Source organism: Neisseria sp. 19428wB4_WF04 (assembly GCF_015235335.1).
GTDB classification, from domain to species: domain Bacteria; phylum Pseudomonadota; class Gammaproteobacteria; order Burkholderiales; family Neisseriaceae; genus Neisseria; species Neisseria musculi.
Map to the genome: position 1 here is coordinate 1 of NZ_JADGLG010000013.1, position 14497 is coordinate 14497.

Here is a 14497-nt window from a genome sequence, read left to right on the forward strand (position 1 = left end):
GTTTGCCGACCGACACAACCATATCAACGGCATTGAGAATTTTTGGAATCAGGCGAAACGTGTCTTGCGCAAATACAACGGAATCGACCGAAAATCTTTTCCTCTGTTCTTGAAAGAATGTGAGTTTCGTTTTAACTTCGGGACACCAAAGCAGCAGTTAAAAACTTTGCGGCTTTGGTGTGGTGTTTAGGGCTAATCTACTTCAGCCCCTAAATTTTTCTGCCGTATCGGCCGTGCCGCCGTAATGAACCCGTGATGTGATACGGGCTTTTGTCGGGCGGAATACTCCGAGGGCGGAATCGGTAGGGTCGGTTGCGGGCTTTTCAGACGGCCTATTGCCCAAATCGGCAGTTTCTCCTGGCGGGCAGATAAATTATTTTTATCTTTTGCAGTTGCCGGCGCGGAATCATGCTGAATGTGGGTGATTTTTTACCCCCGCGCCAACAGCAAAACAGTGGTTGCCCCGCCAATCAACCCGTCCGTTTGATACGGGATACAGATATTTCGCGGTGATTATGGTGAATTTGCAGAGGTTCTGTATATGGAAACAGGCCGTCTGAACATGCCTGCTGTCATCGGCTTGCGCAAATGTGCTGCGGCGGTGCAGTTACCAACGTAAAATGGCCTTTTTGGGTGTTTTCGGATTCTGCAAAGGGCAATCTGCTGTTTTCCTTTACCGTGCCGCAACGTTTTCCACTCCGTTTTATTGCTATGAATTTGTCTAAACCTATTGCTGCTCTGTTGCTTGTGCTGCCGCTCGGTTTTCTTGCCGTGATGGTGGTTGCGCCTTTGTTTGCCTTGGCGTTTTATGAAGGCGGCGCGGCGGCATGGCAGGTGCTGCAGGACGGATACATACAGTGGCGTATCGGCTGGACCACGCTTCAGGCGGCGGCTACCTGCGCGTTGGTGCTGCCGGCTGGGGTGTCGGCGGCTTGGGTTTTGGCGCGGCTGGAGTTTCGCGGGCGGCTTTGGATTCTGCGCCTGCTGATGCTGCCGTTTGTGATGCCTACGCTGGTGGCCGGCATGGGCGTGCTGGCGTTGTTCGGCCCGCACGGCCTGTTGTGGGCGGGCTGGGAAGACACGCCCTATCTGCTGCTTTACGGCAATGTATTTTTCAATCTGCCCGTGCTGGTGCGCGCGGCGTATCAGGGGTTGGTGCAGGTGCCTGCGGCGCGGCTGTACACGGCGCAGACTTTGGGTGCAAACACATGGCAGCGTTTTTGGCATGTCGAACGCCCCGTGTTGCAGCCGTGGCTGGCAGGCGGCGTGTGTTTGGTGTTTTTATATTGTTTTTCGGGTTTCGGGCTGGCACTGCTGCTGGGCGGCAGCCGTTATGCCACGGTAGAAGTGGAAATCTACCAACTGATTGCCTATGAGCTCGATATGGCGCAGGCTTCGGTGTTGGTGTGGCTGGTGTTGGCGGTTACTGCGCTGGCGGGGGTGCTGTATGCGCGTTTCAGCCGCCTGACTGCTTCGGGCCGCACCATCCGGCCGCTGCCGCCCTCTCCGCCGCGCACGCCGGCTGCCAAAGCCCTGCTGGCAGGTTCGCTGCTGCTTTTGGCCGTCTGCTGCGCCCTGCCGCTGGTGGCCGTGTGGTGGCGGGCAGCGCAGGCAGGGGATGCCTGGCAGGTGTGGCGGCAGGCCGACACGCTGCACGCGTTGTGGAACACTTTGCGCTTCACTTTCGGCGCAATGTTGTCGGCCTTGCTGCTGGGCGTGCTGCACGCGGCTTTGGCCCGCCGCGCCGCATGGGTGCGCACGCTGACGTTTCTGCCGTTTATGGTGTCGCCCGTGTGCGTGGCCTTCGGGCTGCTGCTGCTTTACCCCGAATGGACGGCATCGCTGCCGCTGTTGGTGGCCGCTTATGCCCTGCTGGCCTATCCCTTTATCGCCAAAGACCTGCTCGCTGCGTGGGACGCACTGCCCGCCGGTTATGCCGCCGCCGCCCGCAGCTTGGGCGCCACGCCGTTTCAGACGGCCTTAACCGTTACCGCTCCGCTGCTGCTGCCCGCTTTAAGGCGAGGGCTGGCTTTGGCCGCTGCCACCTGTGTGGGCGAATTTGCCGCCACTCTGTTTCTGTCGCGCCCCGAATGGCAAACGCTCACCACCCTGATTTACCGCTATCTCGGTACGGCGGGCGCAGAAAACCACGACAGCGCGATGGTACTCACGGCGGGGCTGATGTTGTCGGCTTTGCTGGTGTTTGTATTGCTGGATGCCGCCGATAAACAGGAGAAGGCCGTCTGAAAACCACGCAGCCGGAGGACTTGGCAAAATGCGTTTTCATCCTGAATTGATTTATGTTCCGTCATACCCGGGCTTGACGCGGGTATCTGATATTTCTTTTGAAACGAAAAGATGCTCGGGTCAAGCCCGAGCATGGCGCAGAGGTTTTAAGATGCTGAAAGGGATTTTGCAAAGATCTCAGGCGACAAGTTGACTTGAAAGGCAAAGGCCGTCTGAAAGCTGTTTCAGACGACCCCCAACGGTTTTTGGCATTATTGAACCCGCGCCCCTCCGCTGCACACGGCGGCGGCAGGATCCGTGCCGAACAGCGCGCTGATGTCGGTTTCGTCAAACACATAGCGGGCGCTGCAGAAATCGCAGTCGATTTCCACGCTGCCTTGTTCTTCCAAAACCGAGCCGACTTCTTCGCCGCCCAGCATCAGCAGCATATCGCTGACCTTGCCGCGCGAGCAGGTGCAGGCAAATTCGATGGGCTCGGCATCAAACACGCGCGGCGGGGTTTGGTGGAACAGGCGGTAAAGCAGGCTGTGCGCGTCTAACTGCACCAGCTCTTTTGCGCTCACGGTTTGCACGAGCGTGCCAACGTGTTCCCAAGATTCGGGATCGGGGGCGGACTCGGGCAGACGCTGCACCAGCAGGCCGCCGCAGGCTTCATCGGAAGCGGCCAGCGTGATGTAGGTGTCGAGCTGTTCCGAGCGTTTCATATAGTTCATCAGCATTTGCGCAATGCCCTCGCCCTCGAGCGGCACCACCCCCTGCCACGGTTCGCCCTCTTGCGGTTGCAGGGTAATCGCAAAAATGCCGTTTCCGCCCAGCAGGCTGTGCAGGTTTTCATCATTGTTTATGGCCGACTGCGTGTCCCATCGGGCAGTGGCGCGGCAGGTGCCGGCAGATGTGGCTTCCACCACCAGCATTTTCAGGCGGCCCTGCCCCTGCACCTGCATAATCAGCGTGCCTTCGGTTTTCAGGTTGCTCGAAAGCAGCGCACCGGCAGCCAGCAGCTCGCCCAAGGCGCGGCGGATGGCGGTAGGGTAGCGTTTCTGGCCGGCGATGTGCCGCCACACGCCCTCCAGGCGCACGTGCTGGCCGCGTACGGCCATATTGTCGAAAATAAAACGGGTGCGGCAATCGGCGCTGCGGGCAGTTGCGGCAGAGGGTAGGGTTGTCATGAAAACGTTTCCTGATCGGTTTTTCAGATGGCCCCAATATGGTTACAGGCCGTCTGAAATCAAGACCGGTGTTCGAACATGCGCCCCCGCCCGGTGAAGCCGCACGTTTTTGCTGCGGGTGCTGCACTTTGCGTATCGGACGGCATTGCCCGGCCTTATCGGAAATATGCAGATTCACGGTTATGCTAAAATAGCGGCCTTTAAAAATAACCGGCCGCCACCGGCCGGTTGCAAAAATTGAGAAACTGAAAGGAAAATCATGGCCGGCCACAGCAAATGGGCGAATATCCAACACCGTAAAAGCCGTCAGGATGCCAAACGCGGCAAAATCTTCACGCGCTTGATCAAAGAAATCACCGTTGCCGCCAGAATGGGCGGCGGCGACCCTGCATCCAACCCGCGCTTGCGCTTGGCGGTGGACAAGGCCACCGGCAACAATATGCCCAAAGACAACATCCAACGCGCCATCGACAAAGGCACCGGCAATCTGGAAGGCGTGGAATACACCGAGCTGCGCTACGAGGGCTACGGTATCGGCGGTGCCGCGCTGATGGTGGACTGCCTCACCGACAACAAAACCCGTACCGTGGCCGATGTGCGCCATGCTTTCAACAAAAACGGCGGCAACCTCGGCACAGACGGCTGCGTGGCCTTCAATTTCGTGCATCAGGGCTATCTGCTGTTTGCGCCGGAAACAGACGAAGATGCGCTGATGGAAGCTGCGCTGGAAGCCGGTGCGCAAGACGTGGTGACCAACGATGACGGCTCCATCGAAGTCATCACCGCCCCCAACGATTGGGCGGGCGTGAAAGCCGCGCTCGAAGGGGCAGGATTCCAATCGGAAGACGGCGACGTTACCATGCGCGCGCAAAACGAAACCGAGCTGAGCGGCGAAGATGCCGATAAAATGCAGAAGCTCATCGATGCGCTCGAAGATTTGGACGATGTGCAAAACGTTTACACTTCTGCCGTGTTGAATTTCGAATAAGCGGGCAGGCCTGCCGTTGTTTTTACAGACAAGGCCGTCTGAAAGGTTCAGACGGCCTTGAAAGCGCATCATATAACCATACTGTTTTTTCAACGTATCCGACATCATGATTTACCCCAAAACCTACGATGTAATCGTGGTCGGCGGCGGCCATGCCGGCACCGAAGCCGCGCTGGCTGCCGCCCGCATGGGCGCGCAAACCCTGCTGCTCACCCACAATATCGAAACCCTCGGCCAAATGTCGTGCAACCCCTCTGTCGGCGGCATCGGCAAAGGCCATTTGGTGCGCGAAGTCGATGCGCTGGGCGGCGCAATGGCGCTGGCTGCCGATAAGAGCGGCATCCAGTTCCGCCGCCTTAACGCCAGCAAAGGCGCGGCGGTGCGCGCCACCCGCGTGCAGGCCGACCGCATTCTCTATAAAGCGGCCATACGCGGTATGCTCGAAAACCAGCCGAATCTCGAAATTTTCCAACAGTCGGTGGAAGACATCACGCTGGAGGGCAGCCGCGCAGCGGGCGTGAAAACCGAGATGGGCGTGGAATTCAAAGCCCGCGCGGTGGTATTGACCGCCGGCACGTTTCTGGCCGGCAAAATCCATATCGGCCTGCAAAACTATGCCGGCGGCCGCGCCGGCGACCCTGCCGCGCAGGGGTTGTCGGGCCGTCTGAAAGAGCTTAGCCTGCCGCAGGGCCGTCTGAAAACCGGCACGCCGCCGCGCATAGACGGGCGCACCATCGATTTCTCACAACTCGCCGAACAGCCCGGTGATACGCCTGTGCCGGTGTTTTCCGTGCGCGGCAGCGCTGCCATGCATCCGCGCCAGGTTTCCTGCTGGATTACCCACACCAATCTGCACACCCACGAGATTATCCGCTCGGGTTTCAGCCGCAGCCCGATGTTTACCGGCAAAATCGAAGGCGCCGGGCCGCGTTACTGCCCCTCGATAGAAGACAAAATCAACCGCTTTGCCGATAAAGAAAGCCACCAGATTTTTCTCGAGCCCGAAGGGCTCGCCACTCACGAATACTACCCCAACGGCATCTCCACCAGCCTGCCGTTCGACATCCAACTGGCGCTGGTGCGCAGCATGAAAGGCTTGGAAAAAGCCCATATCCTGCGCCCCGGCTACGCCATCGAATACGATTATTTCGACCCGCGCAACCTCAAAGCCAGCCTGGAAACCAAAACCGTTGCCGGCCTGTTTTTCGCCGGCCAGATCAACGGCACCACCGGCTACGAAGAAGCGGCGGCACAAGGCCTGCTGGCCGGCGCAAACGCCGTGCAGTATGTGCGCGAACAAGAGCCGCTGCTGCTGCAGCGCGGGCAGGCTTATTTGGGCGTGTTGGTGGACGATTTGATTACCCAAGGCGTAAACGAGCCTTACCGCATGTTTACCAGCCGCGCCGAATACCGCCTGCAGTTGCGCGAAGACAATGCCGATATGCGGCTCACGGAAACCGGCCGCCGCCTCGGGCTGGTTTGCGAAGCCCAGTGGCGGGCGTTTAACGAAAAGCGCGAACAGCTCGAGCGCGAAATCCAGCGGCTGAAAAACACATGGTACACGCCGCAGAAACTGCCCGAAAGCGAGCAGCTGCGCGTGTTCGGCCAAACACTGTCGCGCGAGGCCAGCCTGCACGATCTGCTGCGCCGCCCCAATATCGGTTACGCCGATCTGATGACGCTGGCGGGCGCGCGGCCGTCTGAAAACCTGGCCGCCGATGTAGCGGAGCAGGTGGAAATCCAAGTGAAATACCAGGGCTATATCGACCGCCAAAACGAAGAAATCGGCAGCCGCAAAGATTTGGAGCAGCTCAGGCTGCCCGCACATATCGACTACGGCAAAGTGAAAGGCCTCTCGGCAGAAGTGCAGCAGAAGCTCAACCTGCACCGCCCCGAAACCGTGGGGCAGGCCGGCCGCATTTCCGGCGTAACCCCCGCAGCGGTGGCATTATTGATGGTGCATTTGAAGCGCGGTTTTAAAGACGCAGAATAAGGAGTCCGAAAGGGGGGAGCGAACGGTTGAAACCGGCATCAGGCAGGGAAAACCGGAACCGGATGGCTGTGGCGGATTCATAGGTTAGGCATCAGGCAGGCTGCAGGCCGGCATTTAAGATGCAGCCGAACTGTAACGGAGCAGGTGGTTTGCGGCAATAGGGCAGTGCTGCTGTGTTTCCAAGCCTTTATCAACCGTCAGGCCGTCTGAATGTTTTCAGACGGCCTGACGGTTTGTCAAACCAACCGCGCATCAGCGTTTCATCTCGGCCTGAATGGCGCGGATGCTGGCTTCGCGGTCGCGGATTTCCTGCTGCAGGCGTGAGGTTTTGGCTTTGTCGCCTTTTTTCTTGGCAATGCTCAACTGGGCGTTGGCGCGCACCAGTGCGGCTTGCTCGTTGCGGATTTCGTTTTGCAGAATCTGATGGCGCGAAAGCTGCTGTTTGGCAGGGGCGGCTGTAATGTGCGGCACCACAATCGGTTTGCGCGGCGTCTGCTTTTTCGCTTTATTGTTGCGGATTTTCACCTGCAGCGAAGGCGAAGCGGCTTCGGCAGTGTTGGTAACGGTGGTGTCGCGCGCGGAAGGCGCGATTTTGATGTCGTGGGCAGGCTGCTCGGATTCCCAAGCGTTTTCGGATTGGCCGGGGAGCGCGATGCTGCCGGCGGGCAGGGTTACGGTGCCGTCCATCTGCGAGAGTGTGCAGCCGGCATTGAGCCGTATGGTGGAGTAAACGGCGCGGCCGCCGTCTTTGCAGATATAGGTTGCCGCCTGCGCGGGAAGGGCGGCCGATGCAGTGAAAACTGCGGCGATGCAGCAGAGAAACGGTTTCATGTAATGTGTTGTGATGGAATACGGAAACAGCAGGGTGCGGATTATAACCATATTGTCTGTAAAAGTGTTTTATGGCCGGTTGGCGGCCAACAAACGGCGGCAATTCCGCTCTGAGCGGTTTGATCCGCCTCTATAGTGATGTAAAGTTTTCACAATCAGGCGCACGGGCCGTCTGAAACATTCGGCGGAGAAGGGCAACACTATGTGTTCGGCAGGGGGCAAAATTGAGGGCGCAACCGGCAATCATCAGGAAAATATTGTTCAGACGGCCTTTATTGCAGGGAAATGCCGCCGCCGGCCAGGGTTGCCGCGCCCAAAATGCAGAAAAGGGCGCAGGCAGACAGGCGCACGGCTTTGGGAGGGATTTTTTTCATCAGTGTTTCGCCCAGATACACCGCCGGCAGGCTGGCGAGCATCAGGCCGAGTGTGCTGCCTGCCACCACCCCGAACATTTCTTGGTATCGGGCAGCCAAAAGCACGGTGGCAATCTGCGTTTTATCACCGATTTCGGCCAGAAAAAACAGCGCCGCAGTGGCGCCGAACGCGCCGTATTTCAGCCAGCGGTTGTCGGGGCCGCCGGGAGGGTCGGGCAAAAGCAGCCACAGGCCGACCGCAATAAAGCTCAGGCCGACAATCCATTTCATCACTTCGGGCGGCACGGTTTGTGCCAGCCACACGCCGAACACGGCAGAAACGGCATGGTTGAGCAGGGTTGCGGTGAAAATGCCCGCCGCAATCGCGTTTTTGCGGGCGAAACGGGCGGCGAGAAACAAGGCCAGCAGTTGGGTTTTATCGCCGATTTCGGCGATGGCCACGCCTAGGGCAGAAGAGAAAAAGGCTTCCATTGAAACACCCCAAACCGTTGCGGGCAGACCGAAAGCACGGCAAACACCGCCCGCGCGGGGGTTTGCGTGCCTTAAGTCTTGCCTGTCTCCGGTTGCGGGCGGAGATACCGCTGCCACGCCTGCAAGGCAATTGTGTTGACAGCGGTTCCGGCCGCCTGAACGGGCCGGATGGCTACTCCCTTAAGGGATGGCGCAGGCGGCAGGCGCTTGCGCAGTGCGGATTATAAGGCGGCCTGCCCGGAGGCTCAAGGCTGAAAAACCCTGCCTGCCGCAAGGTTACAGACCGTCTGAAACCTTTCAGACGGCCTTTTCCTTTATAATCCCCTCTGTTTTTTCTATTTTTCAGACGGCCTGAATATCATGATTCCAACCCTGCTTCTCGTTGATGGTTCTTCCTATCTCTACCGCGCTTTTCACGCGATGGCCCCCTTAACCGCACCTGACGGCACGCCCACCGGCGCGCTCTACGGCGTGCTCAATATGCTGCGCCGCCTGCGCGCCGATTATGCGCACGACTATTGCGCGGTGGTGTTTGATGCTAAAGGAAAAAACTTCCGCCACCAAATGTTTCCCGACTACAAAGCCACCCGCCCGCCGATGCCCGATGAGTTGCGCCCGCAGGCGGAAATGCTGCCGGAAATGGTGCGGCTGATGGGCTGGCCGGTGCTGGTGGTACCCGATGTGGAAGCCGATGATGTTATCGGCACCTTGGCCAAACAGGGAGAAGCAGCGGGCTGGAAGGTGGTGGTGTCCACCGGTGATAAAGATATGGCGCAGTTGGTGGGCGGACACGTTACGCTGGTGAACACCATGAGCAACGAAACGCTGGATATTGACGGCGTAAAAGCCAAATTCGGTGTGCACCCGGGCCAAATCACCGACTATCTCGCGCTGATGGGCGACAAGGTGGACAACGTGCCGGGGGTGGAGAAATGCGGCCCGAAAACGGCGGCGAAATGGCTGGAGCAATACGGAACGCTCGAAAACGTGATGGCGCACGCGGGCGAAATCAAAGGCAAGGTGGGCGAAAACCTGCAAGCCGCGCTGCCGCAACTGCCCTTGTCTTACCGGCTGGTTACCATCAAAACCGATGTCGATCTGCACGCCGAGCTTTCAGACGGCCTCGAAAGCCTGCGCCGCCGCCCGCCGCAATGGGCGCAGCTGGCGGTGGAATTCAAACGCCTGAATTTCCGCAGCTGGCTGAAAGAAGCCCAAGAGCGTATGCACGAAGGCAGCGGAGATTTGTTGGACACCGCCCATATCGGCGGACAGGCAGCGTTGGCGGCTGAGAGGCCGTCTGAAAACCTTTCAGACGGCTTGCCGCAAACTGCCCCCGCGCCTGCCGTGTTGGATTACCAAGCGGTTACCGCCGAAGCCCAGTTCGCCGCCCTGCTGGACAGATTATCCCAAGCCGAAGCCATCGGCATCGACACCGAAACCACCTCGCTCAACCCGATGGATGCGCGGCTGGTGGGCGTCAGCATCGCTTTTGCGCCGGGCGATGCGGTGTATATCCCGCTCGGGCACAGCCCCACCGCTGCGCCAGAGCAACTTGATTTAAATAATGTTTTAGGCCGTCTGAAACCGCATTTGGAGAATGCCGCGCTCAAAAAAACCGGTCAAAACCTTAAATACGACCAACATATTTTCGCCAACTACGGCATTACCTTGAACGGCATTGCCGGCGATGCCATGCTCGCCTCTTATATTCTCGAAAGCCATTTGGGGCACGGCCTCGATGAATTGGCCTCCCGCTGGCTCGGCTTGCCCACCATCACTTATGAATCGCTGTGCGGCAAAGGCGCGAAGCAGATTTCTTTTGCCGATGTGGCGTTGGAGCAGGCCGCCGAATATGCCGCCCAAGATGCCGATTTCGCCCTGCGCATCGAAAGCTGGCTCAAAGCGCGCATGGATGCCGAACAGCTTGAAATGTATGAAAATATGGAGCTGCCGGTGGCGCAGGTGTTGTTTGAGATGGAGCGCAACGGCGTATTGATCGACCCGGGCGAACTCGCCCGCCAAAGCCGCGAACTCGGCAGCGGACTGTTGCAGCTCGAGCAGCAGGCCTACCAAATCGCCGGCCAGCCTTTCAACCTCAACTCGCCCAAACAATTGCAGGAAATTCTGTTTCACACCATGGGCATTCCCACCAAAGGGCTGAAAAAAACCGCTTCCGGCGGCATTTCCACCAACGAGGCCGTACTCGAACAGCTCGCGCCCGACTACCCGCTGCCGAAAATCATTCTGCAAAACCGCGGCCTGGCCAAACTCAAATCCACCTACACCGACAAACTGCCTGAAATGATTAACCCGCAAACCGGCCGCGTACACACCACTTATGCCCAGGCCGTTGCCATCACCGGCCGGCTCGCCAGCAGCAACCCCAACCTGCAAAACATTCCCATCCGCACTGCCGAAGGCCGCCGCGTGCGCCGCGCTTTCACCGTCCCCGCCGGCAGCGTAATCGTATCCGCCGACTATTCGCAAATCGAACTGCGCATCATGGCGCACCTCTCCGGCGACAAAACCCTGCTGGCCGCCTTTCAAAACGGCGAAGATGTACACCGCCGCACCGCCGCCGAAGTGTTCGGTGTGGCTCACGAAAGCGTCAGCAGCGAGCAGCGCCGCTACGCCAAAACCATCAACTTCGGCCTGATCTACGGCATGGGGCAATACGGGCTGGCTAAATCGCTGGGCATCGATAATCTCTCTGCCAAAAACTTTATCGACCGCTACTTCGCCCGCTACCCCGGCGTGGCCGACTATATGCAGCGCACCAAAGAGCAGGCCGCCGCGCAGGGCTATGTAGAAACCCTGTTCGGCCGCCGCCTCTACCTGCCCGACATCCGCGCCGCCAACGCCAACCAGCGCGCCGGCGCCGAACGCGCTGCCATCAACGCCCCCATGCAGGGCACCGCCTCCGACCTCATCAAACGCGCCATGATAAACGTGCGCAACTGGCTCGTTTCAGACGGCCTGCAAAGCCGCCTGATTATGCAGGTGCACGATGAGTTGGTGCTAGAAGTGCCCGAAGCGGAATTGGAATTGGTGAAGCAGAAACTGCCCGAAATCATGGCTGACGTGGCAGACGGCCGGCTAAACGTGCCGCTGGCCGCCGAAGTGGGCGTGGGAGAGAATTGGGAAGAGGCGCATTGATTTGAGATTGTCTAAGAGCAGCTGGAGAATTTTATAGATACATAACAACTGATATAAAAATTAATCATCTTAATATCAAAGAGAAATCCATGGCAAAACTGAGAAAAAACCTTTCTAGAAATATTTTTAGAACTAAGAAAGTGGCCCTTAACCGAAAATCAGTTAAGATTTATTGTTATGATGGGAATAAAAATATACTGACCGATATAGTTCAAATAGTTTCGTTAAGTACGATTTTTGGAATGGTATTGGGCGGCATTATTTCATTTCTTTATCTCAATACCATAGGATTTCGCAGCATATTCGCTGAAATTATCAACCAGCCGTCAAGCTTAACTGCTGTTATTTTTGTGTTTGGAATATTTATATTGCTGGTATTTACCAGTTTTGCGGCTCCTTGCTTTATCTTTAATTTTTGGGATGATTTTAAAGAAGCAGCATTAATATTGAATTTTATGAAAAGCCGATGGTATAAAGCTCCATTACTGTTTTGGTCGCTGGTGCCGCCATTGGTATTTATATAATATTTGTTATTTCAATATGGATAAGCGATTCTTTCCCTAAGGTTTTTTTAAAATATATGATATTTATAACAATGATATTGTCAATTGTTATTCCCTTATATTTTTTAAAATCCATTTCTAAATCTTTTTGGAAGGAATGGAAAATTTGTCTCTTATTTATACCGCTTCTCTTTATTATCTCTGCTTTTATGGCACTTTACCCATTATTAATTTTTATTTTATTAATAAGCTGGATGCCTGAAAGTAATTTTCAGCTTTTTTATCTCTGTGCAGTTGGGTTGTTATTAATTTTAAATCTATGGTTGGTTGCAAATTTTGCAACCAACCATACGAAAGTACGGCAATATAAGCATTACGTGATTCCAACCGGCTGTACGCTGTTTTTATTTGTATTCACTTTGTTTTTTGTGCCTTTTCACAATAACTTTTTAGCATATACTCTCAATGTCGTTAGATTTGTCGAGCTGCCTCAAAATGCTTCCTGGTATCTGTTGCATAATAACTTTCAAAAAAATGATGGTTCTCAAGAGAGTAGTGGAATTGGGCCTAAAGATTTGCAACGTTTGAAACAGATATTCGAGGCACCCAACCGCTGTGCCATAGCTGAGTATAGAAATAATGCACTCTATGGTTATATGGCTTGGAATTTAGGCAGCACCAAAGTTTTTTGTCCTGTTGAAGTAAGTAACATAACTAAAAAAGAAACTGAACATAAAAAATTATCCGAGCTGTCTGAGAAGTGTTTAGTAATAAACTCTCAATTCCTCCAACCTATATCAAAAAACTATATTTGTATAAATTAGACAGTTGGAAAATAGCCTAACATCAGTACATATGGCAAAATTAGCCTGTCTGTATAGTGTGTGCGTACAAATGGCACGCACTCCACAGAAGAAGCAAGGCGAATATAGTTAAAAACCAATATTTTTTTAAACTTTAATCAAATTCAAATCTCTCAGGCCGTCTGAAAGCTGTTTTTCAGACGGCTTTCTGACAAAACCAAAACCCGTTCTCTTTAATTTTCTTTAAACTGAGGCTCAGCAACGCGGTAACGGAAATAAAGTGGATTGGCTATGAGATACAGTGAGGCAGAGACGGATGTGGCGGAATACGGATATCTGCAATGCTTTCAGGCAGTTTTTTTAGGGATTGGAGCCTTAAGGCCGTGGCCGTTTTGCGGTTTCGGTCAATGCTAAAATTGTGGTTCTGCATATTGCAAATCCCGAAAAAATCCTGTTTTTAAATTTAAGCGGAATGTTATGAACCCTGTTTTTATTGTGTTGCCGGTTTTGCTGTTACTGATGTTCGGCTTGGGCTTGTCGTTCAAGCCTGCGGATTTTGCGGTGCCGGTGAGGCAGCCGAAGGCGGTGTTGGCGGGGGTATCGGCGCAGATTGTGCTGTTGCCGCTGCTGGCCGGGCTGGTGGTGTGGCTGTTTCGGCCTGAGCCTTATCTGATGGTGGGGCTGGTGCTGATTGCCTGCTCGCCGGGCGGCTCGTCATCGAATATTTTCACGGCATTGGCCAAAGGCGATGTGCCGCTTTCGATTGTGCTTACGGTGGCAAGCAGCATTATCACGGTGTTTACCATTCCGCCGGTGCTGCTGTATGCGCTGGATGCGGCAGGGTTGGGCGGTGCGGCGGTGAAGTTGCCGGTGGGGCAGCTTTTGGTGCAGAACGTGGTGTTGGTGCTGCTGCCGCTGCTTTTGGGTATGGTGGTGCGCTATGCCCGGCCTGATTTCGCGCAAAAGGCGAAAAAGGGTTTGGATAAGGCGGCGTTTCCGGCGTTGGTGGTGTTGGCGGCGGTGTTTTTTGCGGCGAACCGGCAGATTATCGTGCAGCATTTTGCCGCGCTGGCGGGCATGGTGTCGCTGTTGATTGTGGCGGCGATGGGGCTGGGCGGGCTGTTGGCGGCAGGGTTGGGGCTGCCGGGCAGGCAGCGGCGCACGATTGTGATTGAGGTGGGGATGCAGAATGCGGCGCAGGCGATTGCCGTTGCCGGCAGCCCGTTTGTGTTAAACAATGAGGCGTTTGCGCTGCCGGCGGTGATCTATGCGCTGATGATGAATGTGGTTCTGACGGCTTATCTGGGGCTTTGCCGGCTGGTGAAAGGGTAGCGGAGCGGTATGGTGTTTCTGCATACTTTGGCCGTCTGAAAATGCAGCCGTTTTTATCAAGGCCGGGATCTGCAAAATTTAAAAACATCGCAAGAAGTTTGTTGCCACATTTCTGCTTGGGCGGTAATGCGGTAGATAAGCCTTTCAGACGGCCTAAGGTGGGCTTATCCGGGTATCGGGCTGCAAGAATGGAAGCGGGTCGGGGCGTATGTGGTGAACCTGTTTATTCTGTTGCGGCGTTCTATCTGGGGCTTTGCCGGCTGGTGAAAGGGTAGTGGAGCGGTATGGTGGTTCTGCATATTTCGGCCGTCTGAAAATGCAGCCGTTTATTTATAGAGGCCGAAATCATTTAAAAATATTCAAGTGATTTGCCGTTATTTCCGACTGCACGGGAATAACGGCAAATAAGCTTTTCAGACGGCCTTAAGGTGTTTTTGCAAAGGCATCAGAGTGCAAGAATATGAGCCGGGCGTACCGTATAGGGTGAGCCCGCTTTATTTGCGTTGCAGCATTACTGCGCCGGGTTCGAGAGAACGGTTTTGCCGGCCACCCAAGCGGCAGCAGAGCCGGTTTGTATTGTCTGTATGGTTTTCGGTTTGTTGCCTTGTGCCGCGAAAATGAAAGGGAGCC

Annotated in this window: 10 protein-coding genes and 1 pseudogene; 8 read left to right on the plus strand and 3 right to left on the minus strand. The window is 55.6% G+C overall.

All coding sequences use genetic code 11. The annotated features are described in order from the left end of the window. A pseudogene (locus tag IR141_RS04620) lies at positions 1–190 on the plus strand (IS1595 family transposase); the annotation flags it as partial. 521 nt (positions 191–711) lie between these two features. Further along, positions 712–2247, plus strand: a complete 1536-nt coding sequence (locus IR141_RS04625; protein ID WP_135034494.1) for an iron ABC transporter permease — start codon at positions 712–714, stop codon at positions 2245–2247. Positions 2248–2498: 251 nt separating this feature from the next. Here IR141_RS04625 and hslO read toward each other — a convergent pair whose 3' ends face one another. Continuing rightward, the gene (gene hslO / locus IR141_RS04630; protein ID WP_135034495.1) at positions 2499–3416 is read right to left on the minus strand and encodes an Hsp33 family molecular chaperone HslO; all 918 of its coding nucleotides are present in this window, start codon (positions 3414–3416) and stop codon (positions 2499–2501) included. 259 nt (positions 3417–3675) lie between these two features. Between hslO and IR141_RS04635 the strand changes: the two genes are divergently transcribed. Beyond that, positions 3676–4404, plus strand: coding sequence for a YebC/PmpR family DNA-binding transcriptional regulator (locus tag IR141_RS04635; protein WP_135034496.1), 729 nt, complete (start codon positions 3676–3678; stop codon positions 4402–4404). A gap of 106 nt (positions 4405–4510) precedes the next feature. Next, positions 4511–6397: a tRNA uridine-5-carboxymethylaminomethyl(34) synthesis enzyme MnmG gene (gene mnmG / locus IR141_RS04640; RefSeq protein ID WP_135034497.1), complete on the plus strand. Its 1887-nt coding sequence runs from the start codon at positions 4511–4513 to the stop codon at positions 6395–6397. A 252-nt stretch (positions 6398–6649) separates the two neighbouring features. Here the strand turns inward: mnmG and IR141_RS04645 are convergent, their stop codons facing one another. After that, positions 6650–7279, minus strand: coding sequence for a hypothetical protein (locus IR141_RS04645; RefSeq protein WP_228068162.1), 630 nt, complete (start codon positions 7277–7279; stop codon positions 6650–6652). Positions 7280–7500: 221 nt separating this feature from the next. After that, positions 7501–8073, minus strand: a complete 573-nt coding sequence (locus IR141_RS04650) for a TMEM165/GDT1 family protein (RefSeq protein WP_135034498.1) — start codon at positions 8071–8073, stop codon at positions 7501–7503. 360 nt (positions 8074–8433) lie between these two features. Here IR141_RS04650 and polA point away from each other — a divergent pair, with 360 nt between their 5' ends. The 4 genes from polA to IR141_RS04670 all read left to right on the plus strand — a co-directional run bounded on the left by polA (position 8434) and on the right by IR141_RS04670 (position 13867). Beyond that, complete coding sequence (polA, locus tag IR141_RS04655) at positions 8434–11229, plus strand: DNA polymerase I (protein ID WP_135034499.1); 2796 nt, start codon at positions 8434–8436, stop codon at positions 11227–11229. Between the two features lie 89 nt (positions 11230–11318). After that, positions 11319–11753 (plus strand): hypothetical protein, encoded by a 435-nt coding sequence (locus tag IR141_RS04660; RefSeq protein WP_135034500.1) that lies wholly within the window; start codon positions 11319–11321, stop codon positions 11751–11753. Beyond that, complete coding sequence (locus tag IR141_RS04665; RefSeq protein WP_135034501.1) at positions 11720–12556, plus strand: hypothetical protein; 837 nt, start codon at positions 11720–11722, stop codon at positions 12554–12556. Before IR141_RS04660 ends, IR141_RS04665 begins: the two co-directional genes overlap by 34 nt. Before the next feature lie 456 nt (positions 12557–13012). Further along, a complete protein-coding gene (locus IR141_RS04670; protein WP_135034502.1) occupies positions 13013–13867 on the plus strand; it encodes a bile acid:sodium symporter family protein in 855 nt (284 codons plus the stop codon). Positions 13868–14497: the final 630 nt, after the last annotated feature.